Genomic DNA, 22,183 nt, shown 5'->3' with positions numbered 1-22,183 from the left:
TAATCCAATGGCCTGAAAAAAGAGGGCTCATAGGCCCCCTCTCTTCTTTCTGTCATCTATTACTTTCTTTGGTTAATCAAATCGGAAATATGTGTCCATGTTTCCTTCTTGAAAACATCCCCGGCTTTTCCGTCGCCTACCACGGAATAACCGATGATTGCTCCAACCACAAGGCAAACCACCATTAAAACAATAATTACAATCAATCGGAGCCAAATCGGAAAGCGCGATCTTCTCGCTGTTCCGGTTTCCGTCTCCTGCTTTTTGCTTTCTTGAGGATCCGGTTTCTTTTTCTTTACCGCCTCCTTCTGTGTGGATTCTGCCATTTTATTTTTACGGTACTCTTCCCTGCTGAGCTCGTTAGCCATCTTTTCATCACCTGTTAACGAATTCCGTTGACCAGTCACATCATTTCCTGCACTCACATTGGACATATCAAGGGCGCCCTGCTTTAAGTCAGTGTCGGCCCATTATGAGGCCCGCAGCACTTGATTGGCATTTACACCAGCCGGAATTCTAAAATTATGCCCCGCAGCGAAAAACTGCCGGGGTGGACCGTTTCAACCGGCGCTGATTGCAGCGGTTGATGATCCTTCCATTACCTAACGTTACCGAAAGATTGCTGTTTTGTCCAATAGAAATTTCTGTACGGAAAAATCAAAAGCCCACCTTTTTGGGCGGGCTTTACCTGTCTTCCATTATTTAAATCTTCGTTTCGGCAATTTGTCCATGTGATCGAGCATAAGCCCCGTTCCATTGGCTACGGCTTTCATCGGCTCTTCCGCCACAAAAATCGGAACCCTTAACTCTTGTGCAAATAATTGATCAATTCCGTGCAGCAAAGCCCCGCCGCCCGTAAGAATAATACCGCGGTCAATAATATCCGCTGACAATTCAGGAGGTGTCCGTTCGAGCACGCTTTTTGCCGCCTGGACCATCATCATGACCGGTTCGAGCAGCGCTTGCGTAATTTCTTCTGAATGTATGGTGATCGTTCGCGGGAGGCCTGTAACCATATCCCGGCCCCGGATATCCATTTCTTCATTTCGCGCTCCGGGGAAAACAGTAGCCACATTTAATTTAATATTTTCTGATGTTCTTTCACCAATAAGAAGCTTATATTCTTTCTTTATATAATTAAGGATTTCGCCGTCAAGCTTGTCCCCAGCCATTTTTAAAGAAGAAGCGGTGACGATATCGCCCATGGACAGAACAGCTACATCCGTTGTTCCTCCGCCAATATCAACAACCATGTTGCCGCTTGGCTGGAAGATGTCCATGCCGGCACCGACAGCCGCCACTTTTGGCTCCTCTTCCAGATAAATGGCTTTTCCGCCGCATTTTTCGGCTGCTTCACGAATGGCCTTTTGTTCTACAGAGGTAATGTTTGCAGGGGTGCAGATAAGTATTCTCGGTTTGGTGAACATGCCCTTTACATTTATCTTATTAATAAAATGCCTTAACATTTGCTCTGTTACTTCAAAATCGGCAATTACGCCATCTTTCAGCGGGCGGATGGCCACGATGTTGGCAGGAGTCCGTCCCACCATTCTTCGGGCTTCCTCTCCTACCGCCAGCACTTTCCCCGTGTTTGTGTCGATCGCAACCACGGACGGCTCATCCAGTACGATGCCTTTGCCCTTTACATATATCAATACATTGGCCGTACCGAGATCAATACCAACATCCCTTGAAAACATTCATAAATCCTCCCTGTATGTTTCAACCGTTACATCTTACAAAATTCGTCAATTTTCGAATTTCTATCCAATAAACCATTCTATCATAACTTTTGTTGAACCGCTAAAAAATATGTTAATTTTTTAGAACATTTTCTTGTGCATAGCTCAGCGGCATGCAAGATGCATGCCGCTTTCGGGTGAGCTCTATTGAACGACTTCCTCCGCTCCTTTTTTGTATTTCACGCGTGTTGCCTCACCACCCCGTAAATGTCTGATGGACTTGTGATACTCCAGGATCTCTTTCACGTTGTTTGCCAAATCCGGATTAATCTCAGGTAATCGTTCCGTCAGATCTTTATGAACGGTGCTTTTCGAGACACCAAATTCTTTTGCGATCATACGCACGGTTTTTCTTGTCTCCACGATATACCTTCCTATCTTGATGGTTCGTTCTTTGATGTAATCGTGCACACCACTCGCCTCCCCAAATTGGATGTGAGAGATGCGATAGAGACTTCTATGTTCAAGCTACGCGACCTGTCCTTGTGTGTAGTTTTCATGATGTTTAGAGTGTCCCGTCCCCTTCTCACCGCAGCCATACTACGTCTTCTCACCGCTCACCCTCAAAAGAATTGTAGGTTTTGTAACATCTTATTAAGACAAACGGACATATATGCCAAAATCTCAACTGGGACAAGGAGAAAAGCTGAAGCAGGCGTTTAGAGGCGGTCAGCATTGGAAGGCTTTTATGAAAAAGACTGAAATGATCGACTCCCGAACAACAAAAAAACAGCCTGCACCAGGCAGGCTGCTTTCCGATTCCTCAATTATCTTTAGCTGAGGATTCTTTTGTATTTTCGCTGGTTGAAGAAGATTCTTTTCCCTTGTTTTTCTCAGGAGCTGCGCTGCTGTCTTTAACAGCGTCAGACTTATCTTGTTCAACGGATGCTTTTTCATCTGCTTTGCTTGCTTTTTCTTGCTTGTCCACTTGCTTCTCGATTTGGGAAGCGGACTGGTTCCATGCCGATACAGGATCGACAGCGATTCCGTCTTTGCGGATTTCAAAGTGAGCATGGATCTTGGCATCTTTGTCGTACAGGTTTTGGCCTGCAGCACCGACAACTTCACCTTGGTTTACCATGTCGCCTTCTTTAACCTTAACGGAAGCGAGCGAAGAGTAGTGAGTGATTAAGCCGTTTGCATGTTCAACCTCTACCACATATCCAAGCTCAGGGTCTTTCACGGATTTTGTAACATTACCACTCATAGCAGCAGTGACATCAAACGTTTTTCCGCTCTCAGCAGCCAGGTCGATTCCTTTGTTTTGGTAGTAGATATTATTATAAAATACGAGAGCAGCTTCTTGTTCTTTTGCCGATGCATCAGGATTAAAGAATTCTTTTTTGACCACTACGTTTTTTGCATCCTTGGCCGGCATTTTGAAAACTTCCTTGGAGACGCTTACCGGTACTGCCTTATCATTATTTTGGAAAGCACCATTTTGCGTATCTTTAGAATTGGAAGCATCGTTTTGATACCAAAGCACAGAAGCAAGAACGACAGCAGCAAATGCAAGATAGATTGCGGGATATACCCAGCGTTTTTTCATGAATTTCCCCATTCTCCTCCCTTTTAGAGGAATAGTTTTTTGGGTTTGTTTTTCTTCGTCTTTCATTTATCATCACCTCAGCAACCATTCTGAACAGAATTCAGAAAATATATACTTTGGCTTGAAAAAATTTTGGGAATTTATTTTTCGACAAAAGGAAGAAAATTATTCATGTCCTATATTTAAGGAGAGGTTGACTTCCGTTCCAGGAGATCTACAGCAAAAAACCCGGCCGCCTGGACCGGGTTTAGTTATTTTTCACAGTGGAACGTTCTTCATCTGGATGATAGGCTGTGATGGCGACACCCTTATAATAATACTTAACGATCTGCTTATAATTCTTGCCGTCCTTTGCCATTCCGTTGGCGCCATACTGGCTCATGCCTACGCCATGGCCAAAGCCTTTCGTAGCCGCAAATACCTTACTGCCCTTTTTGGTCAGGGTGAAATCGGATGAACGGAGTCCGAGCTTTTCACGCACGTCTTTTCCTGTAAAGGTTTTACCGCCAATGATGATCGTGGCTATTCTGTTGCCCTCCGTTTTATTTGTAACCTTGCCAATGGGTCCATTGCCTTTGATTCTGACTCCCAATTTGCTTTCTGCTTCTGTCAGAGGAATCTCCTGCTTCTCAGTAAACTTGGGGGTGCTTTTGTCCCATGGGCTTTTCACACTTTTGAGATAAGGATATTTTGTACCCCAATACTCCTCACTATTCTCGGTATATCCATTGCTGGTTGAGAAAAAGCTGGCGAAAATGGGCTGCCCGTCGTAGGTCAGAATGTCTCCACGGGTCGCTGCTACCGCTCTGGTGATTTTCTGCATCTTCTTCTGGTAATCACTGCCCCAAAGCTTCTTCAGCTCCTCATCGCTCTTATAGACCTGGTAGAGGATGGAGTCTGTTACCGCTGCCCCGCCGGGAAGGTTCGCATCCTTCTTGTTTGCGAGCATACGGGCGATATAGGTTCTCGCTGTAAGTGCCTGTGCCTTCAGCGCTTCCATTTCAAAATCGGCAGGCATCTCTGACGCAACAACCCCTTTTACATAATCTTCGAGCGGCACCTTCTCCACCTTTTCTTCCGCTGTCCGGTAAACCGGAACAGCCAGCGTGGAGGAAAGTGTTTCTACTGATTTCGGCTGCATTTTCTTTGGCTTCGCTTCTAGCAATTGCGGTGCTTTGGAAGAGTAGGGAAGCACGACGAGGGCTGGAATCAGGACAAGAACGAGTACAAAAATAGAGAGGAAGAAGCTGATCGGCTTCAGTCGTATGAACATTCAGGCTGGCCTCCACTGATTTGATTAGTCTCTATAATTTATGGAGAGCGGCAGCCTATTAGAACTTGTTTTTAACTCTATCGCCTGGATTCATAGAAAAAACCCTGCGGCCATCGCAGGGTTTTCATTCATTTTAATAGATACCTACAGCATCGAAGGATTTGTTTACCGCGTTGACTTCAGCTGACCCGGCACCGTAAAGATCGGCCGCTGATTGAACAAGAGCCGCTCTTGCCTGGCTGAATGTCGCATTGGCTGTCAGGTAAACCGTATTGGCACGATAGTACAGCGCACCCAGCTTGCTGTTTCCGATGCCTGGTACGGTTACACCATAGTGTGTTCCTCCCGCAGCCAGCAAGTAGGCTTGTTTATTGATGATTCCGCTGTTCGTGTGTACGCCTCCATTGTCGCTTGTACCAGTGTACCGCTTGGAGTAATGATCCGGATCACCATACTTTGCCGGATCACTCATGGAGCGGAGTGCATCGTTTGCAACCTTTGGTGTATAGATATCTTCACCGATTTCATAATCCGGATTGCGGTTGTCGTAATATTCAACGAGTGTGCCAAAGATATCAGAGATGGCTTCATTCAAGGCACCTGACTCATTTTGGTACACAAGATCAGAGCTGGTGTCTGTTACCGCATGGGTCAATTCATGGGCGACAACATCAATTCCGCCGGAAAGAGGTACAAACGTCGTTCCATCCCCGTCTCCGTAAACCATTTGAGCTCCGTTCCAGAAGGCGTTATTGTAATTGCGGCTGTAGTGAACGGTTGATTTTAAAACGGCGCCTTTATTGTCATAGGAATTTCTTCCGAAAACATTCTTATAATAGTCGTACGTGACGCCGGCATAATAGTGAGCATCTACAGCAGGCGCATCATATGCGGCGTTGTAGGCATTGTCCGCATCGGCCCATAAGGAGCCTGGCAGTGACTGGCGGTTCTTGGCATCATATGTAAAGATCCCGCTTCCCCTCGTGTTATCCTGCAGGTAATACGTAGAACCGGACATTAAGGTCCTCAGTGTTTTGGAATCACCCAATACTCCTTTTCCTGTCCCGGTCACATTCGTTCCTGTCAATGTGCCGCCCGGCTTGCCGGCAGCCTTCTGCCCGTTAACTTCATCAATATTGTTATATTTATTAATAACTTTACCAGTCGCTGCTTCCACAAAATAATTATAGTTCCCCGGTTTTGGAGAAAGGAAATTTAAATTGACAAGGTACGCATATACCGCTTCATTGCCGGATGTATAAACAACCAGATCGGCAGTCGGTGCTTTTTCATAATCAGGTGTGTAGCCCAAATCGCTTACAGCCTTAGCGATCGCTTTCTTGGCAGAAATCTTTTTTGTATTCTTCAGGCTGCTTTTTTGATCAAGGTTTGGGACCACCGACCCGGAAACGGCCTTTAAAACGCCATCCTTGTCCACTACTGCGGCCTGTGTAGAACCAAAGACCGGAACCCCTTTATACACTTGCTGAAGGCGCAATACCGTTGAGCCCAGCTTGTCCTTCTGCTTGGAGGCTACAGTAAAAGAATCTTCAGCTTTTTGCGACCCAAGCTTATAGGAGCTCTTTTGCTGATTCAGATAGCCCAGTACAACCGCTTCTGCCTGGTTCCCTGAGGCTTTTGTCAGACTTCCTGAAACAAATTCCGGCGTTCCTTTTTCCTGGCTGACCTTATAGCTTGAAAATACATTTTTCGGTGCAGCCAGCGAGCTGACCGGAGAAAGTACAGAAGCCGCCATACCCAAAGATAACCCTACTGCCAGAGCCTTTTTCTTCATAATCGTATCCCCTTTTTCTAAGTAGAATGACAAGGCGCTCCACCTGATAGATTGCCTTGCCCTACTAATAGTACACTATTTATTTTTAAATTCAAAACATTTTGAAAACTTTGATTATATTGTACTATCCGGCTATTTCCCCTCTCTTGATTTAGGTCTAAATTACTTCATTGATCCAAGGGGATAGATATGTTTTTGTGACTATTGACAGACACAAAAAAGCTTCCCGCCATGATGGCGGGAAGCTTTCAATATGAATTATGCAAGATTAGATTTTAATGATACCGATTTTTCTTCTGTTTCAACTTTTGGTGCTTCCTCATTTACACGCTCAATATCAGCGCCCAAATCACGAAGCTTTTCTGTAAATCTGACGTAACCGCGGTCAATGTGTTTCAACTCGGTCACTCGTGTATAGCCTTCTGCCACTAATCCGGCAAGAACAAGGGCTGCTCCTGCACGAAGGTCTGTTGCAGCAACTTCAGCTCCCTGTAATGAAACAGGGCCATTGATTACGGCTGAGCGTCCTTCAATTTTGATATCTCCGTTCATGCGGCGGAATTCCTCCACGTGCATAAAGCGGTTTTCAAAAACGGTTTCTGTAATGACACTTGTACCGTTCGCCCGAAGGAGCAATGACATCATTTGTGATTGCATATCCGTCGGGAACCCAGGATGCGGCATCGTTTTGATGTCCACAGGCTTTAGTTCTTTTGGTCCAATGACACGAAGGCCATTGTCTTCTTCTTTAATGTCGATTCCCATTTCTTCCATTTTTGCGATCAATGGACGAAGGTGTTCGGAAATCGCGCCTTCTACCAATACGTTGCCTCCGGTAATCGCAGCGGCCACCATGTACGTACCCGCTTCGATACGGTCAGGAACAACCGCGTGCTCGGCTCCGTTTAGTTCTTCCACGCCTTCAATGCGAATGGTTCCTGTTCCTGCACCAACTACTTTTCCTCCCATGGAGTTAATGTAGTTCGCCAGGCAGACAATTTCAGGCTCTTTCGCAACGTTTTCGATAATGGTAGTTCCCTCAGCAAGGGCAGCAGCCATGATGATGTTCTCGGTAGCTCCTACACTTGGGAAATCCAAATAAATTTTTGCGCCCTGCAGGCGGCCATCAATGCTGGCTTCGATAAACCCGTTACCAATCTTGACGTTAGCTCCCATGGCTTCAAAGCCTTTTAAATGCTGATCGATCGGACGAGATCCGATGGCGCAACCGCCAGGAAGTGCAATTCTGGCAATCCCGACACGGGCAAGAAGTGGCCCCATGACAAGGAAAGAAGCGCGCATTTTTCGGACATATTCAAAAGGAGCTTCTGTTTTAAGAGAACCTGAAGCGTCCACTTTGATTTGGCCATTCTCAAACTTAACTTCAATATTTAAATAACGCAAGACCTCGTTAATCGTATATACATCAGCAAGGGTCGGCACATCTTTAATCGTGCTTGTGCCTTTACTGGCTAAAATGGATGCTGCGATGACAGGCAGTACGGCATTCTTTGCTCCTTCAACTTTCACAGAGCCTTCTAACCGCCTACCACCACGGACAATGATTTTTTCCAACGATATTCCCCTCCGCGTCCAATTTCTATATTAATATTCAGACGTAATTATTGGTGTTCCAATTGTGACGGCAGTTTGGCCGCCCATTCCTTGATTTCTGATTGCAATCTGCAGATTCATTGCTTTATGAGCTGTGTTAATTTTCTCATCCCACTGCTTAGTATATGCCGAGATTGATACAAACGTCTCTTCCTTGAGTTGCTCAACCGGAACAGCAGAGAACGTTGTCATGATTTCAAGCGCTTGTTTATACAAACCAAAATTCATTGTACCATTATGTATCCCGGAGATACAAGAGAAAGTTGAACTTTTTCCCTCAAAATAGGTTGCGACCCTATCATGGTACGTGCGGATAAATGGAAGGACTACGTTTTCATTCCAGCCCTTTCCTTTTGCCGCATAAACAAGATACGTTGCCAGCTTTCCTTTTTGGGGGTAGGCTACCAGCGTTATCCTCTCTTTTACGTGACCTGACGCTGAAAATCGCACCCCGGTTATTTTGAAGTGCTCATTACTTTTCATCCTGCTCCATTTAAAACCTTGAGCGGCATTCTTTAATAAGGCCACTTGTTGACGATACCCATTTACATCTTCCGTAAAACCTATACTCCCTTTTGTATACAGGGACCAATTTTTAACAGTAACATTGCTTCGATCCAGGGCATCCTTCATTTCTGCAAGCTTGGAATAGCTTTTCATTTCCTGTGCATGAATGACCTGGTAAGAGTGAAACAAAAATAAAATAACAAAAAACAAAATAATGCTTTTCTTCATATCTTCCACCCGTCCTCTCCTCTATTTCTCATTCTTGCCAGAGGAGGTTAGGTTATTCATGGAAGTTGAAGTCATATTCCGACATCATCCCGCAGCTCATTTTGTTAAACATTGCACAATCTTTTGCTTCGAATAGGCTCTATATGGTTGTTTTGTGTTTATTAAAATAAATACTTAAGCTGTGTGGAATAATTCAAATATGCGAGAAAGAAGTTGCTTACGAGGCTGGCAAGAGCAATCGTGACGAGGACAAACAGCACCCTGGCCTGAATCACTTTGCCTTTTCTGATAAATGTGTCGAAATTTAATGCCTGCATGGCCCACCAGGTAATCCCAATGAAAAGCAGGTGAACAAGAATATCAAGCAGCGCCTGCTGCCCGGACTGTTCAAACATTTGGTTTCCTCCTTGCCATTTGGGGGTTAAGAGCTAACCGCCATGATAGCACATGCACCAATAGAACGTAGCATAAACTGTATTCTACCACAAAGGAACAGACAAAAGTCCTATTTTTGAAGGTGTTCCCAAATCTGACAATAATGTAAGCGCTTAATAAAAAAATAAGGACTTGCCGCTTGGGCAGGCCCTTATTTTTGTTCCATTGTCTGGAAAAAATCGCTCAGCTGAAACTGTTCATAAAAGAAATGCAATGCCGTCCCGGGAAGGATTCCCAGCAGGACAGTTGCCGCTGCACAGACTACCGTCACAAGAAGCAGCCCTTTTTTATGATGTAATTTTTCTTTATCATGCTTCGGCCGGAAGAACATTTGTCCAATAATGTTGAAGTAGTAAAAATAAGAAATAACGGTGGTCCCCACAAGAATTGCGGCAAGAATATAATGGCTTTGTGAGGCGCCAAGCGCGTTCATGAAGATGCCGAATTTCCCGATGAACCCGGCGGTGGCCGGTATCCCTGCCAAAGAAAGAATAAAAATGGTCATGGCGACCGCAAGCCATGGCGACCGCTGGAAAAGCCCTGCAAACCCTGAAATATCCTGGGTTTTGCTTTGCGCGGTCACTTCCTGGATCACCGCAAATGCACCTATGTTCATAAACAGGTAGGCCAGCAGGTAAAACCAGGTGGTTTCAAAAAGCATCGCTGAGACCGAAACAAACGGAACGAGAATATATCCTGCCTGTGCGACGGATGAATAAGCAAACAGCCGCTTAATGTTCCGCTGGCGGAGGGCAACAAGATTTCCCACAATCATGGTTGCCCCTGCAAGGAACGCAAGGTAGGGCTGAACCTGAAACAGCAGCGGATCTCCCTTAATTCCCGGTGCCGAGTTGAAAACGAGCAGGAAGAAACGCAGGATCAGCGCGAAACCGGCGGTCTTGGAGACCACGCTCAAAAAAGCAGTGACCGGAAGCGGTGACCCCTGATAAACATCCGGCGCCCACATATGAAAAGGTGCCGAAGCAATTTTAAATGTCAGTCCGGCAAAGGTGATAAAAAAGGCAAATGCGATTAAGAACTGATTTTGCAGAATACTCGTATCCTGCAGGGCGGCTCCGATGGCATACAGGTTGGTTTCACCGGTAAGGCCAAAGATATAGCTCATTCCGAACAGGGTGATTGCCGTCGAAATTCCGCCAGTTACAACATATTTGAAAGATGCTTCATTGGATTCTTTGTCCCGCTTCCTCAGCCCCGCCATAACGTACGAAGACAGGGAAAGAAGTTCAAGACCAATAAAAAGCGTGATCATATCTGCGCTTGAAGCCATGATCAGTCCGCCAAGCAGAGCGGTCAGCAGAAGATAATAAAATTCTCCCCGGTACTCCTCTTCCCGGTCCATTTTATAATCATAGGCCAAAATTAAAATCAGCCCTGTACCCAGCAGGAGAATCAGTTTAAACGCTTTTGAAAAGGAATCGAGCCGGTACATGTCATGAAACAAAGAAGCCAGTTCATGGCTGAACTGCAGAAACAAAAAGACCAGCGCCAGGACAATTCCCCCGGCGGACAGAATGCCGAGCATCCTCCGGCTTTTTTGCCGGGGCATGAACAAATCCAGCAGTGACAAAAGCAGCGCTGTTCCCAGCACAGTAAACTCCGGCGCCATGATTCCCCAATTCATTGAAGTTAAGGTTTGTAAATCCATCGGGCTACCCCCTTAAGCCTAACAAGATGGTATCTAAAACAGCGGTTAGTGATTTGCTCAGAATTTCAGGATAGACCCCAATGAACAATACGAGGGCCAATAACACAAAAGCAGGTATTTTTTCCAGAACGGTCAGGTCTTTAAAGGCGGAGTGCGCTTCTTTTTGCGGCCCAAAGGTAACGGCGAGAACCGCACGCAGGATATAGACCGCTGTCAGAATGATGCCAAGGGCGCCTACAGCGGCAATAACAGGCATTGTTTCAAAAAGACCGACAAAGGCAAGAAATTCACTGATAAAGCCCGACATCCCCGGCAAACCGAGAGATGCAAGTCCTCCAGCAAGCAGTACACCTGCAGTGATCGGCATCGCTGCGGCAAGACCTCCGAAGTCCTGTATATCCGATGAACCGCTTCTTTCATAAAGCACTCCAATCAGAAAGAACAGCAGCGCCGAAATGAGGCCATGGGAGACGAGCTGGAAGATGGCTCCCTTTACCCCGGCTTCATTCATGGCAGCCAGCCCGATCAGCACAATTCCCATATGAGACACGGAGGAATAGGCAAGCACTTTCTTTAAATCCGTCTGGACGATGGCGAGAAACGCACCGTACAGCAGATTGATCACACCGAGGACAGCAATGAGAACACCCAGTTTCTTAAATTCCTCCGGAAAGAAGCCCATACCGAACGTGAAAAGCCCGTAAGCCCCAATCTTCAGGAGAATCCCCGAGTGAAGCATGACGACCGGAGGCGGCGCCTGGACGTGTACCCTGAGCATCCACGTATGAAGCGGAAAGATGGGGAGCTTGATCCCGAAAGCAATGAGCAGCGATATGAGCACAGTCAGGCGGAATGTGCTTCCCGCAGCGCCAGCTCCGTCGGGGCTTGCCAGTATCTTTGCCAATTCTACGTAATTCATCGTGCCTGTTTTCATGAAAAGGGCGACAAAGACAATGAGCAGAATGGCAGAACCGATGCCGTTATAGATTAAAAAACTGTAGGCTGCTTTTTCCCTGTCGGCATATCCCCATTTTCCTATAAGAAAGAACATGGGAATCAGTGTGATTTCAAAGAAGATGAAGAATAAAAATAAGTTTTGGGAAGCGAACACGCCCAGCATGCCCAGTTCCAGGATTAAAAAGAAGATGAAGTAGCTTTTGGAAGCATTCTTCATGTTCCACGAGGCAAGCGCCGCGAGAACAGAGACAACCGACGTTAATATCAGCAGGACCAGAGAAAGTCCGTTAACGCCCAATTCGTAATCGATGTTTAGCTGCATGCGGCCATTCAAGCCTTCCAATGTGTAGGAAATCCAGTTGGCCTGCTCTGTCATTTGAAGATCTGAGACAGAGGATTGAAACCCGGCTGCAGCGATCAGAACGATGAGGAGCGGCAGAAGCGTACCGAACAGTCCTGCAAGCCTGATGGCCCTCTCGTTTTCCCATGAGAGAAAGCTTACTGCAAGGATGCCGGCCAGTGGCGAGAATACAAGCAGGGACAGCAAATGATTCATGAGAAATACCCCCCTGAGACGGCAAAGATTAACAGCAGGAGAACCAGGCCGGCCAGAGCGATGGCCCCAAACCTCTGCACCTGGCCATTATGAAATTCCGATCCTTTTTTACCGAGCCAGTGAACAAGCCCTGCTGTGCCGTTTACCGTTGCTTCCACCAGATACCGGTCAACATAGCTCCAAAAGTAGCTGAAGGCGGTTGTGCCATTAACGACGGTGGCATTGTAAATTTCATCTGCATAATACTTATTGTAGATGAGGGAACTGATGGAAGGAAAGGAACGGGAAAGCCAGTCTCTGGACAGTGTTTTCCTTCCGTACATGACATACGCAAGAGCAATTCCTGCCAAAGACAGAACAACGGCCAGGATTGGAATCCAAACCGGTCCATGTGCCCCTTCTGCCGAAAGCGATACAGGTCCCTGGCTCAGATAATTATTTAAAAACGTGCCAAACCATGGAGTATTCAAGTAACCGGCCACGACCGCAAGCAGCCCGAGCACAAGCATAGGAATTTTCATTGCCGTTCCGGACTCTTTCACTTCCTGTGTGGTTTCGGCAGTACTTCCGGTGAATACCATAAAAAACAGCCGGAACATATAGAATGCGGTAAAAAAGGCGGCGATCAGCGCAAGAGTGAACAAAACATATCTTCCGTTCTCATAGGTCGCCATCAAAATTTCATCCTTGCTGAAAAAACCGGAGAGCAGGGGAAAGCCGGAAATCGACAGAGCACCGATTAAAAAAAGAGGAGCGGTCACATTCAGCTTTTTCCACAAACCGCCCATTTTTTCAATATTTTGCGTATGTACTGCATGAATGACACTTCCTGCGGCAAGAAACAGCAGCGCTTTAAAAAAGGCATGTGTCATTAAATGAAAGATTCCGGCAGTATAGCCACCCGCGCCAAGGGCCAGCATCATATAACCGAGCTGGCTGACCGTGGAGTAAGCGAGCACCCGTTTAATGTCCTTCTGCATCAGGCCGATGGATGCGGCAAAAATGGCGGTTATTCCACCCACCACCGCCACCGTGGTCATGGCTGTCGCGGATGCTTCAAACAACGGGTACATGGACGCCACGAGGTAAACACCCGCAGCTACCATCGTTGCGGCGTGAATGAGAGCAGACACTGGTGTCGGCCCCTCCATCGCGTCCGGAAGCCATGTATGAAGAGGAAGCTGGCCTGATTTTCCGACCGCCCCGACAAAAATCAGAATGGCCGTCAGCGTAATCATATCGGGAGAAATGCTTTTATTTCCCACCGCTTTAAAAATTTCATCGTATTCAAAGCTTCCAGTCTGCCAGAATAAGAGAATAATGCCAATAAACAGGCCGACATCCCCGATTCTGGTCATAATAAACGCTTTCCTGGCGGCTGCCTTCGCTTCCGGTTTGAAGAAGTAGTAGCCGATCAAAAGGAAGGAACCGAGCCCGACAAGCTCCCAGAAAATGTAGACCTGAAGCAGGTTGGGCGATAATACAAGTCCAAGCATGGCAAAGGTAAATAAGCCAAGATAGGCAAAAAACACGTGAAACCGGTTGTCTCCGTGCATATAGCCTTTGGAATACACATGTACGAGAAAGCTGACAAGCGAGACGACAACAAGCATTAATGCATTGAGCGGATTAATCTCAAATCCCATGGTTACAGGATGTTTTCCGATATTCAGCCACAGTCCTTCTGCTTTATAGGACTCTCCCCCCCATTGGCCGGCCATGACGATGACAGACATGACCAGAGAAAGAAAGGTTAATAGAATACCAGCATAAGCAGAGGCTTCTCTTAATTTTTTCCCAAAAAGTAAAAGAAGGATGAAGGATAGCAGCGGTAACAGTGGTATAAGCCAGGCATTCTGCATCATCATTTCCAACCCCTTTTTAGCGCTTCATAATATCCATTTCATCCACATTAACGGTCTTGCGGTTACGGTAAAGGGCCATTAAAATGGCAAGGCCCACTGCCGCTTCAGCAGCAGCAACGGTTATGGTGAACAAGGAAAAGATCTGTCCCGTAAGACCCGGATTCACGCCATATTTCGCAAAAGCCACCAGATTAATATTGACCGCATTCAGCATCAATTCGATAGAGATCAGCACGATCACCGCGTTGCGCTTGGTGAGGGCGCCAAACAGTCCGATGCAAAACAAAATGAGCGCAAGCACAAGGTAGACTGATAGAGGAATCGTACTCATTTGCCTGCCTCCTCCTTCTCATCATCCCTTTTTGCAATCACGATGGCACCGATCAGTGCCACCAGAAGCAGGACCGATGTTAATTCGAAAGGAATGACATATTTTGAGTAAAGCTCAATCCCGATATTTTTCGTATTATCAACATGAAGATCAGTCGCAGGGTTTCCCAGGCTGAGGCGGTTAATGCCGAAAAACATGATCACGAAAAAGACGATGATCCCTGCTCCCGACAATAAAACGGTTAGCCTGGGAAGCTTCCATTCCGTCATGCCCTCATGCCGGGTCAGCATGATTCCAAACAGCATAATGATGGTAATCGCCCCCGAGTAGATCAGCACCTGGACGGCGGCCACGAACTCGGCAGAGAGGGTGATATAAATTCCCGCGATGGCCAGAAAGGTGAATACGAGGGCCACAACCATATGAATGACGTTGGTCATATTGATCATCATGACACCACCGGCAATGGCCGTTAACGCAAGGATAAAAAAAGCAATCATCTCACCGGTCATGCTTTATTCTCCTTCCTTACGTTATTGTCGTTTTCATCCAGCCAGACCAGGTCTTTAAACAGCTCATCCCGGCTGTACTCCGCCAGCTCAAAATTGTTCGTCATGACAATCGCCTCGGTCGGGCAAACCTCCGTACACAAGTCGCACAATATGCAAATTTCAAAGTTTATATCATACGTATCAATGATTTTTCCCTTTTTGCCCGGATCAGGATGGGGGTTGCCCGTGAGCTGGATGCAGTCAGTGGGACAGATATTTGCGCATTGATTGCAGACAATGCATTTTTCCGGATAAAATTTCTGGATGCCCCTGAACCGATCCGGCATTTGAAGGGGAACATCCGGATACTGTGTGGTCACGTTCTGCTTGGTTAAGTTGCTGAGTGTGTATTTCAAGCCTTTCGCAAGACCCTTCATTTCGCACCACTCCTATTCTGCAGATTGCCTATCTTAAAAAAAGTTCCTTTACAACCGCACTGACAAAAATATTGAGAAGAGCAACCGGCAATAGAACCTTCCAGGCGAATTCCATCAGCTGGTCTGCTCTCAGCCGGGGCATCGTGCCGCGGACCCAGATCATAAAGAACACGATCAGGCTGAATTTCAGGGCAAACCAGATGATTCCCGGTATGAAGCCCAAAAAAGGAACAGGATTCCATCCGCCCAGGAACAGAACCGTTGTCAGGGCGGCCATCGCAAACAGATACACATATTCCGTCAGCATGAAAAACGCCCAGCGAAAGCCTGAATACTCCACATGATACCCGGCAACAAGCTCCGACTCCGCTTCCGGCAGATCAAATGGTGTCCGGTTCAATTCGGCAATGGAGGAAATGAGGAATACGATAAACCCAAGCGGTGACAAAAACATGTACGCCACCGTTTTTTGTCCCTCAACAATCTCTGTCAGGTTCAGGCTGCCACTGAACATGATCACGCCGACAACCGAGATGACCAGAGGAATTTCATAAGAGATCATCTGGGCCGCCGACCTCATTCCGCCAAGCAGGGAATATTTATTGTTGGAAGCCCATCCTGCCATCAAAATCCCGACTGTGGTAATACCTGATATGGCTATGTAATACAAAAGACCAATGCTAAGATCGGAGAATTTCAGATGGTCGGAAAAAGGGATGGCTGCCAGCACCATAAAGGCTGGAGCAAACGCCAGCACAGGGGCCAAAATGAAAAGCGGTTTATCCGCTGCCTTTGGAATGGTATCTTCCTTGATTAAAAGCTTCAATACATCAGCTACCGTCTGCAGCAGCCCGAACCGCCCTCCAACCCGGTTTGGCCCGGGGCGGAGCTGCATAAAGCCAAGCACTTTCCGTTCAGCAAGGATGGCATACGTAACGAAGCCAAGGACGATCATCAGGAGGCATGCTCCCAATCCGAAAAAGATCGCTGCATGCATCCATCCCGGCGGCGAGGTTAACAAATCATTCACCATCAGCCGTCCACCTCCCCTAACACGATATCAATACCGCCGAGAATGGTAATCAGGTTGGAGATATTTTCGCCGACAAGAAGCTTCGGCAGGATCTGAAGGTTGTAAAAGGACGGCCTCCTGAACTTCAGTCGGTACGGTTCCTTCTTCCCTTCCGACGCAATATAGCAGCCGATTTCTCCGCGGGGGGATTCAATCCGCACAAAGGCTTCTCCTTTTGGCGGCTTAATGATTTTAGGCACCTTCGCCAAAACTTCTCCTGACTCCGGAAACTGTTCGACGGCCTGTTCAATAATCTTCAACGATTCTTCGATTTCCGCCATTCTGCACTGATAGCGCGCCCAGGCATCGCCGCTGTCGAACGCGGGAACATTAAAGGTAAACCGGTCATAGAGGGAATAGGGCTCATCTTTCCTGAGATCCCATGCAATTCCGGTACATCTGAGATTCGCTCCACTCAGCGAATAATCAAGCGCTTCTTCTTTTGAATAGTATCCGACGCCCTTCACACGGTTCAAAAAAATCTCATTTCCAGTCACCAAATCATGGTACCCTGCCAGCTGTTCCCGCATGTAAGGTACAAAATCCCTGACTTTTTCAATCCATCCTTCAGGAGCATCCCATTTCACACCGCCGATGCGCATGTAATTGAACGTCAGACGGGCTCCGGATATCTCGTTTAAAAAGCCAATTATGGCTTCTCTTTCACGGAAGGCATAAAGAAACGGACTCATCGCCCCGATATCAAGCAGATAGGTTCCAAACCAGACCAGATGGCTGGCAACCCTGCCAAGCTCCATTACCAAAACGCGGAGATAATCGGCGCGCTCTGGAATTTCGATATTCATCATGGTTTCCACCGCGTGGCAGATCACATAGTTGTTGGTCATGGCGGCCAGATAATCCATCCGGTCGGTATACGGGATGATTTGTGTGTATTGAAGGTTCTCGGCCAGCTTTTCCGTTCCTCTGTGAAGGTAACCGATAACGGGATTAGCTTCGATGATGGTTTCGCCATCAATTTTCAGAACGATCCGGAAAACCCCGTGTGTACTGGGGTGCTGCGGGCCGACGTTCAACAGCATTTCTTCGGTGCGGATCACTGGCTACACCTCCACATCATAGGGTTCATAATCTTTGCGGAGCGGATGCCCGACCCAATCATCCGGCATCATGATTCTTGTTAAATTGGGATGACCCTTGAAGGTGATTCCAATCAGGTCATACGCTTCCCGTTCAGGCCAGTCGGCACCCGACCATAATGGGGCCAACGAATCAATAACCGGGTCTTCTCTGTTTATTTTTACTTTAAGTGCGGCGGGACAACGGTGTGAGTAGGAATAAAAATGCGTGTACACTTCCAGGTGAGTCTCAAAATCTGTGGCATGGAGTTCTGATAAATAATCAAAACGAAGTTCTTCGTGGTGTTTAAGCAACTGGGCGATTTGATAATATGTATCCGGTTTGGCAACCAGAGTGGGGACATCCTTGGACAGCAGGTTGATGTAGCTGTCTTCGAGTGCGTCCTCTCCCAATTCCTTCTGGATGATGGCTTTGTACTTATCGAGCAGCGGCTGAAGAGGAGAAGGCTTTTGTTCCTCGGCAGGTTTTTCGGCGATTTTCGCGGATGCTGCCGCTTTTGCCCGTGCCGCTGCAGCTGCTTTGGCTTTTGCGGCAGCTATAGCTTTTGCTTTTTCGTCGGAGGCATCAGACGGGTCTGATTCACCGGCTCTTGCCGCTTTTGCTTTCGCGGCGGCTGCTGCTTTGGCCTTTGCTGCTGCAGCCGCCTTTGCTTCGGCTGCGGCAAGAGCTTTTTCATCCCCGCTGCCCGCTGCGTCCGTTGCTCCTTCACGGGCCGCTTTTGCTTTCGCGGCGGCTGCTGCTTTGGCCTTTGCTGCTGCGGCCGCCTTCGCTTTGGCTGCAGCAAGAGCTTTTTCATCCCCGCTGCCCGCTGCTTCCGTTGCTCCTTCACGGGCCGCTTTTGCTTTCGCGGCAGCGGCTGCTTTGGCCTTTGCTGCTGCAGCCGCCTTTGCTTTGGCTGCGGCAAGAGCTTTTTCATCCCCGCTGCCCGCTGCAGCCGTTGCTCCTTCACGGGCCGCTTTCGCTTTGGCGGCAGCTGCTGCCTTGGCTTTTGCCGCTGCAACTGCCTTCGCTTTGGCTGCAGCCAGGGCTTTTTCTTTGGCTAAAGCATCTTCCGGCTCACTGCTTCCAGCTGCGGCTTCACTTTCTTCTTTCTTTTCCAGCGCCCTTTGCCTGGCAAGCTCCAGCGCTTTCGCTTTTGCTTCGGCGGCGGCACGTTTTTTCAGTTCTTCCTTTGATAACGGTTCATTGGATTCAGGCGGTGTTCCGTCATGTTCGTTGGGCATTACATCACCTTCTTCCCTGTCTTCGCTTCATACCTGATCTTCTCCTGCAATTTATTGATTCCATAGATCAAAGCGGCGGGGTTCGGGGGACATCCCGGGATATACACATCCACCGGCACAATCTGGTCCACACCCTTCACAACCGCGTAGGACTTAATATAAGGACCTCCAGCCGTTGCACATGAACCCATGGCAATGACCCACTTAGGCTCTGGCATCTGGTCGTACAGCCTTTTCAGCACGGGCGCCATTTTTTTCGTTACCGTTCCCGACACAATCATGACATCCGACTGGCGGGGAGACGTTCGGAATATGCTTCCGAACCGGTCCAGGTCGTAGTGAGAGGAGCCGGTCCCCATCATTTCAATGGCACAGCAGGCGAGACCGAACGTCAACGGCCAAAGGGAGTTGCTGCGGGCCCAGGCTTTGATTTGCTCAAGCGTGGCCATAAATACATTGCGGTCGAGCTCTGCTTTTTCTTCAGGGGAAATATCGGAAAGCTTCAGATCCATTTCAGCACCTTCTTTTTCCAAGCGTATAGTAAACCAAGCGCAAGCATCACAATGAAAATACCCATTTCAATCAGCGCAAAGGCACCCAGATGGTCATAAGCGACAGCCCATGGATACAGAAATACGGTTTCCACATCAAAAATGACAAACATGAGAGCAAACAAGTAATAACGTACATTAAATTGAATCCAGCTTTGATGAAAAGGTTCAATTCCGCTTTCATAGGTGGTGTACTTTTCTTTCGTTGGCTTATACGGCCGAAGCAGGCGGCCTGCGGTTAAGGCGCCCACCGGCAAAAGAATTCCCAGCGCCAGAAAGACGGCAACAACAAGATAATTGTTCTGGTAAATATGGATAGCGTCCATCTCTTACCCCCTAATCATCTGAATTTTTAAAACATTATGTAATCGTCTTCATTATAGCAAATTCCAATATTTGTGTCGACAATACGAAGGCAGCAGAAGTTCTCCCCCACTCCCCTACTATATGTGCTTGTTCCAGCATGTAGAAGGGTGTTCAGCCTTGAGCGGAACCATCCTCAATGCTACATTTGAAAAAGGAGGGAGAGCATGGACATAAGAAAGAATGCTGAAAGACAGTGGGCGCGGCAAAAATACGAGGTAATGGCAAAAAGTTACCGTTATTACAGCGGAATCAGGGACCGCTTTCGCGAGGCAAAAGAGGAAGAAGATTATTTATCCATTTTGGATGAGCTAAATGAATTGGAAGACCTGTCTTATACGAAAAAAGGATTTATCAATACTGCCGAGCATCTGTGGGGTTATTTTAAAAAATCGGCCACAGAGGAGGAAAAGAGCCAGTTCTTTCAAATGCTTGAGGACTGTTCCAATCTTCCCGAAGAATTTGGCAAAGGAGAACCTGCAGCAGAAAATCTGCTGAGCTATATCAGAGAAACACTTTTACCTGCCTATCCCCAAGCCTATCTAAGCCAATCCTCCATACTAAAATAGGGTGCCAGATCCTTCTGCTGAAAAAAATCACATAAAAAAACCGGAATTTCATGAAGAAATTCCGGTTTCGCAAATCGATATTAAACAGCTTCTGTGCTGTAGCTCATTTGTCGTTCAAGTTCTTCCGTATGCTTTTGCGTTTGCTCAGGCGTCCAGTTCAAATGCTTCGCCATGAACGCGATCGCCTTTTCCTTCCATTGTCGAACATACGCAATATCGAAATACATGGCGCTTGTGCGTCGGATAAAGTAATCGGAAGGAGTTGTTGCCATCTCTTCATCCATTGCATAGACCAATGTCGCATAGACATTAACAGGCAAACCATTTGAGTCTGCTTCTTTTTTTCCATCACGGATGATTTCAAACAGACGGTCAACATTGGAACCGTACTTTTTGACCAGCTGCTCTGCATCTTCCCTGCTCAAACCAAGGTTAAGTCCTTCTGCCACTTTTTCACGAATGAATTCCGGATAATGGCCGCTTCCGCCAACATTACCGCCGGATAGCACCAAGTGCTTCGTATTGCTTGAGTCATACTTGATGCCCACTTCTTTTTCAAGCTGCCCGGCTACGATATCCGCCACTTTTTCGCCCATTTTCCGGTACCCGGTTAATTTACCGCCAGCGATTGTGATCAATCCTGAAGGAGCGAAGAATACTTCGTCTTTCCTTGAAATCTCTGAAGGATCCTTGCCTTCTTCATGGATCAATGGACGCAAACCTGACCATGAGGATTCGATGTCCGCCTCTGTCATTTGCACTTCAGGGAACATGAAATTGATGGCCTTAATCACATAATTAACATCGTCATGCGTAACTCTTGGATTTTTGAGATCGCCCTTGTAATCGGTATCTGTTGTACCCACATAGGTTTTGCCTTCACGGGGAATCGCAAATACCATGCGGCCGTCCGGTGTATCAAAGTAAACAGCCTGTTGAAGCGGGAAGCGCTCCTGATCAATCACAAGATGGATTCCTTTTGTATGGTGAATTCTTTTGCCCTTTTTAGACTTATCAATATCACGCAATTCATCCACCCATGGACCTGTTGCATTAACAATTTTCTTCGCGTAGATTTCATGTGTTTCACCAGTAATGGTATCTTCTGCTTTAACGCCAAGCAGTTTTCCGCTTTCATCGTAAATGAAGTCAACCACTTTAATGTAGTTCACCGCTTTACCCCCGCGGGCTGCCGCTTCTTTCATGATCTCAAGCGTAAGACGTGCGTCATCGGTCTTATACTCAACATAGTAGCCGCCGCCGAGCAAATCCTTGTTTTTGAGCAGTGGTTCCCTGTTCAGCGTTTCTTCCCTGGTCAGCATGGAACGGCGTTCTTTGCGTTTTACTCCAGCCAGGAAGTCATACACTTTCAAGCCGATGGATGTTGAAAATTTGCCAAACGTTCCTTCTTTATAGAAAGGAAGGAGCATCCATTCCGGTGTGGTTACATGTGGTGCATTTTCATAAACAATCGCACGCTCTTTCCCCACTTCTGCTACTAGGCCGACTTCAAACTGCTTCAAATAACGAAGTCCGCCGTGGACGAGTTTGGTGGAACGGCTGGATGTACCTCCGGCAAAATCCTGCATTTCGAGCACGCCTGCTTTCATACCGCGTGTGGTGGCATCCAGAAGAATCCCTGCTCCAGTTACTCCTCCCCCGATAATCAACATATCCAGGGACGAATTTTTCATGTCCTCAATATACTGCTTCCTTTTGTTGCTTGAAAAAGAAATATCCATATCAACGCCACTCCTTCATCATTCCATCTATTTTTATTCATTTCCTAATCTTCCACAATTAAAGCATCAAATTTACAGGAGAATAAAAAAGAGACCACAATACCCCTGTATCC

At 47.1% G+C, this 22,183-nt stretch carries 22 protein-coding genes; 1 reads left to right on the top strand and 21 read right to left on the bottom strand.

Annotated elements, in window-relative coordinates; genetic code table 11:
* Positions 1-59: 59 nt before the first annotated feature.
* From QYB97_RS10100 to QYB97_RS10005, 20 genes are all read right to left on the bottom strand, one after another.
* On the bottom strand, positions 60-434 hold the full coding sequence (locus QYB97_RS10100; RefSeq protein WP_301165872.1) for a DNA-directed RNA polymerase subunit beta: 375 nt from the start codon (positions 432-434) through the stop codon (positions 60-62).
* Positions 435-698: 264 nt separating this feature from the next.
* Complete coding sequence (gene mreB / locus QYB97_RS10095) at positions 699-1,700, bottom strand: rod shape-determining protein (RefSeq protein WP_301165871.1); 1,002 nt, start codon at positions 1,698-1,700, stop codon at positions 699-701.
* Between the two features lie 186 nt (positions 1,701-1,886).
* Positions 1,887-2,153, bottom strand: coding sequence for a sporulation transcriptional regulator SpoIIID (gene spoIIID, locus QYB97_RS10090; protein ID WP_026677325.1), 267 nt, complete (start codon positions 2,151-2,153; stop codon positions 1,887-1,889).
* Positions 2,154-2,505: 352 nt separating this feature from the next.
* A complete protein-coding gene (gene spoIIQ, locus QYB97_RS10085) occupies positions 2,506-3,357 on the bottom strand; it encodes a stage II sporulation protein SpoIIQ (RefSeq protein ID WP_486599097.1) in 852 nt (283 codons plus the stop codon).
* Between the two features lie 181 nt (positions 3,358-3,538).
* Positions 3,539-4,564 (bottom strand): stage II sporulation protein D, encoded by a 1,026-nt coding sequence (spoIID, locus tag QYB97_RS10080; protein ID WP_301165869.1) that lies wholly within the window; start codon positions 4,562-4,564, stop codon positions 3,539-3,541.
* 133 nt (positions 4,565-4,697) lie between these two features.
* Entirely contained in the window at positions 4,698-6,359 is a 1,662-nt protein-coding gene (locus QYB97_RS10075; protein ID WP_301165868.1) for a M4 family metallopeptidase, read from the bottom strand.
* Between the two features lie 258 nt (positions 6,360-6,617).
* On the bottom strand, positions 6,618-7,934 hold the full coding sequence (gene murA, locus QYB97_RS10070) for a UDP-N-acetylglucosamine 1-carboxyvinyltransferase (protein ID WP_301165867.1): 1,317 nt from the start codon (positions 7,932-7,934) through the stop codon (positions 6,618-6,620).
* Positions 7,935-7,964: 30 nt separating this feature from the next.
* On the bottom strand, positions 7,965-8,708 hold the full coding sequence (locus QYB97_RS10065) for a YwmB family TATA-box binding protein (protein WP_301165866.1): 744 nt from the start codon (positions 8,706-8,708) through the stop codon (positions 7,965-7,967).
* A 161-nt stretch (positions 8,709-8,869) separates the two neighbouring features.
* Positions 8,870-9,103, bottom strand: a complete 234-nt coding sequence (locus QYB97_RS10060; RefSeq protein WP_301165865.1) for a DUF1146 family protein — start codon at positions 9,101-9,103, stop codon at positions 8,870-8,872.
* A 191-nt stretch (positions 9,104-9,294) separates the two neighbouring features.
* A complete protein-coding gene (gene nuoN / locus QYB97_RS10055) occupies positions 9,295-10,812 on the bottom strand; it encodes an NADH-quinone oxidoreductase subunit NuoN (protein ID WP_301165864.1) in 1,518 nt (505 codons plus the stop codon).
* Positions 10,813-10,816: 4 nt separating this feature from the next.
* On the bottom strand, positions 10,817-12,325 hold the full coding sequence (locus QYB97_RS10050; RefSeq protein ID WP_301165863.1) for a complex I subunit 4 family protein: 1,509 nt from the start codon (positions 12,323-12,325) through the stop codon (positions 10,817-10,819).
* Positions 12,322-14,190, bottom strand: a complete 1,869-nt coding sequence (gene nuoL, locus QYB97_RS10045; RefSeq protein WP_301165978.1) for an NADH-quinone oxidoreductase subunit L — start codon at positions 14,188-14,190, stop codon at positions 12,322-12,324. The genes QYB97_RS10050 and nuoL overlap by 4 nt, the downstream gene beginning before the upstream one ends.
* 16 nt (positions 14,191-14,206) lie before the next feature.
* Positions 14,207-14,521 (bottom strand): NADH-quinone oxidoreductase subunit NuoK, encoded by a 315-nt coding sequence (nuoK, locus tag QYB97_RS10040; RefSeq protein WP_061973596.1) that lies wholly within the window; start codon positions 14,519-14,521, stop codon positions 14,207-14,209.
* Positions 14,518-15,033: an NADH-quinone oxidoreductase subunit J gene (locus QYB97_RS10035; RefSeq protein WP_301165862.1), complete on the bottom strand. Its 516-nt coding sequence runs from the start codon at positions 15,031-15,033 to the stop codon at positions 14,518-14,520. Before QYB97_RS10035 ends, nuoK begins: the two co-directional genes overlap by 4 nt.
* Positions 15,030-15,449 carry an NADH-quinone oxidoreductase subunit NuoI gene (nuoI, locus tag QYB97_RS10030; protein ID WP_301165861.1) on the bottom strand — a complete coding sequence of 140 codons (420 nt, stop codon included), beginning with the start codon at positions 15,447-15,449 and terminating at the stop codon, positions 15,030-15,032. The genes QYB97_RS10035 and nuoI overlap by 4 nt, the downstream gene beginning before the upstream one ends.
* A 28-nt stretch (positions 15,450-15,477) precedes the next feature.
* Entirely contained in the window at positions 15,478-16,482 is a 1,005-nt protein-coding gene (gene nuoH / locus QYB97_RS10025) for an NADH-quinone oxidoreductase subunit NuoH (RefSeq protein WP_301165860.1), read from the bottom strand.
* Complete coding sequence (locus QYB97_RS10020) at positions 16,482-17,582, bottom strand: NADH-quinone oxidoreductase subunit D (protein ID WP_301165859.1); 1,101 nt, start codon at positions 17,580-17,582, stop codon at positions 16,482-16,484. The genes nuoH and QYB97_RS10020 overlap by 1 nt, the downstream gene beginning before the upstream one ends.
* A 3-nt stretch (positions 17,583-17,585) precedes the next feature.
* Complete coding sequence (locus QYB97_RS10015) at positions 17,586-18,845, bottom strand: NADH-quinone oxidoreductase subunit C (RefSeq protein ID WP_301165858.1); 1,260 nt, start codon at positions 18,843-18,845, stop codon at positions 17,586-17,588.
* Positions 18,845-19,357: a NuoB/complex I 20 kDa subunit family protein gene (locus tag QYB97_RS10010; RefSeq protein WP_301165857.1), complete on the bottom strand. Its 513-nt coding sequence runs from the start codon at positions 19,355-19,357 to the stop codon at positions 18,845-18,847. The genes QYB97_RS10015 and QYB97_RS10010 overlap by 1 nt, the downstream gene beginning before the upstream one ends.
* Positions 19,348-19,722 carry an NADH-quinone oxidoreductase subunit A gene (locus QYB97_RS10005; RefSeq protein WP_061973582.1) on the bottom strand — a complete coding sequence of 125 codons (375 nt, stop codon included), beginning with the start codon at positions 19,720-19,722 and terminating at the stop codon, positions 19,348-19,350. The genes QYB97_RS10010 and QYB97_RS10005 overlap by 10 nt, the downstream gene beginning before the upstream one ends.
* Before the next feature lie 204 nt (positions 19,723-19,926).
* Here QYB97_RS10005 and QYB97_RS10000 point away from each other — a divergent pair, with 204 nt between their 5' ends.
* Entirely contained in the window at positions 19,927-20,328 is a 402-nt protein-coding gene (locus QYB97_RS10000; RefSeq protein ID WP_301165856.1) for a DUF1722 domain-containing protein, read from the top strand.
* Positions 20,329-20,408: 80 nt separating this feature from the next.
* Here QYB97_RS10000 and QYB97_RS09995 read toward each other — a convergent pair whose 3' ends face one another.
* The gene (locus QYB97_RS09995; RefSeq protein ID WP_301165855.1) at positions 20,409-22,070 is read right to left on the bottom strand and encodes a glycerol-3-phosphate dehydrogenase/oxidase; all 1,662 of its coding nucleotides are present in this window, start codon (positions 22,068-22,070) and stop codon (positions 20,409-20,411) included.
* Between the last annotated feature and the right edge of the window lie 113 nt (positions 22,071-22,183).

This window comes from Fictibacillus fluitans (assembly GCF_030418125.1).
Lineage (GTDB): Bacteria > Bacillota > Bacilli > Bacillales > Fictibacillaceae > Fictibacillus_C > Fictibacillus_C fluitans.
Note: the sequence above shows the minus strand (reverse complement) of the source record. Positions and strands in the feature narration are given on the sequence as shown.

Bases quoted from the DNA above. Each gene is read 5' to 3' on its own strand.
- QYB97_RS10060 (WP_301165865.1), bottom strand. From the start codon at position 9,103: ATGTTTGAACAGTCCGGGCAGCAGGCGCTGCTTGATATTCTTGTTCAC.
- spoIIQ (WP_486599097.1), bottom strand. From the start codon at position 3,357: ATGAAAGACGAAGAAAAACAAACCCAAAAAACTATTCCTCTAAAAGGG.
- QYB97_RS10035 (WP_301165862.1), bottom strand. From the start codon at position 15,033: ATGACCGGTGAGATGATTGCTTTTTTTATCCTTGCGTTAACGGCCATT.
- mreB (WP_301165871.1), bottom strand. From the start codon at position 1,700: ATGTTTTCAAGGGATGTTGGTATTGATCTCGGTACGGCCAATGTATTG.
- QYB97_RS10005 (WP_061973582.1), bottom strand. From the start codon at position 19,722: ATGGACGCTATCCATATTTACCAGAACAATTATCTTGTTGTTGCCGTC.
- nuoH (WP_301165860.1), bottom strand. From the start codon at position 16,482: ATGGTGAATGATTTGTTAACCTCGCCGCCGGGATGGATGCATGCAGCG.
- QYB97_RS10010 (WP_301165857.1), bottom strand. From the start codon at position 19,357: ATGGATCTGAAGCTTTCCGATATTTCCCCTGAAGAAAAAGCAGAGCTC.
- QYB97_RS10100 (WP_301165872.1), bottom strand. From the start codon at position 434: ATGTCCAATGTGAGTGCAGGAAATGATGTGACTGGTCAACGGAATTCG.
- nuoK (WP_061973596.1), bottom strand. From the start codon at position 14,521: ATGAGTACGATTCCTCTATCAGTCTACCTTGTGCTTGCGCTCATTTTG.
- QYB97_RS10050 (WP_301165863.1), bottom strand. From the start codon at position 12,325: ATGAATCATTTGCTGTCCCTGCTTGTATTCTCGCCACTGGCCGGCATC.
- QYB97_RS09995 (WP_301165855.1), bottom strand. From the start codon at position 22,070: ATGGATATTTCTTTTTCAAGCAACAAAAGGAAGCAGTATATTGAGGAC.
- nuoN (WP_301165864.1), bottom strand. From the start codon at position 10,812: ATGGATTTACAAACCTTAACTTCAATGAATTGGGGAATCATGGCGCCG.
- QYB97_RS10015 (WP_301165858.1), bottom strand. From the start codon at position 18,845: ATGCCCAACGAACATGACGGAACACCGCCTGAATCCAATGAACCGTTA.
- nuoL (WP_301165978.1), bottom strand. From the start codon at position 14,190: ATGATGCAGAATGCCTGGCTTATACCACTGTTACCGCTGCTATCCTTC.
- spoIID (WP_301165869.1), bottom strand. From the start codon at position 4,564: ATGTTCATACGACTGAAGCCGATCAGCTTCTTCCTCTCTATTTTTGTA.
- nuoI (WP_301165861.1), bottom strand. From the start codon at position 15,449: ATGAAGGGTCTTGCGAAAGGCTTGAAATACACACTCAGCAACTTAACC.
- QYB97_RS10075 (WP_301165868.1), bottom strand. From the start codon at position 6,359: ATGAAGAAAAAGGCTCTGGCAGTAGGGTTATCTTTGGGTATGGCGGCT.
- QYB97_RS10065 (WP_301165866.1), bottom strand. From the start codon at position 8,708: ATGAAGAAAAGCATTATTTTGTTTTTTGTTATTTTATTTTTGTTTCAC.
- QYB97_RS10000 (WP_301165856.1), top strand. From the start codon at position 19,927: ATGGACATAAGAAAGAATGCTGAAAGACAGTGGGCGCGGCAAAAATAC.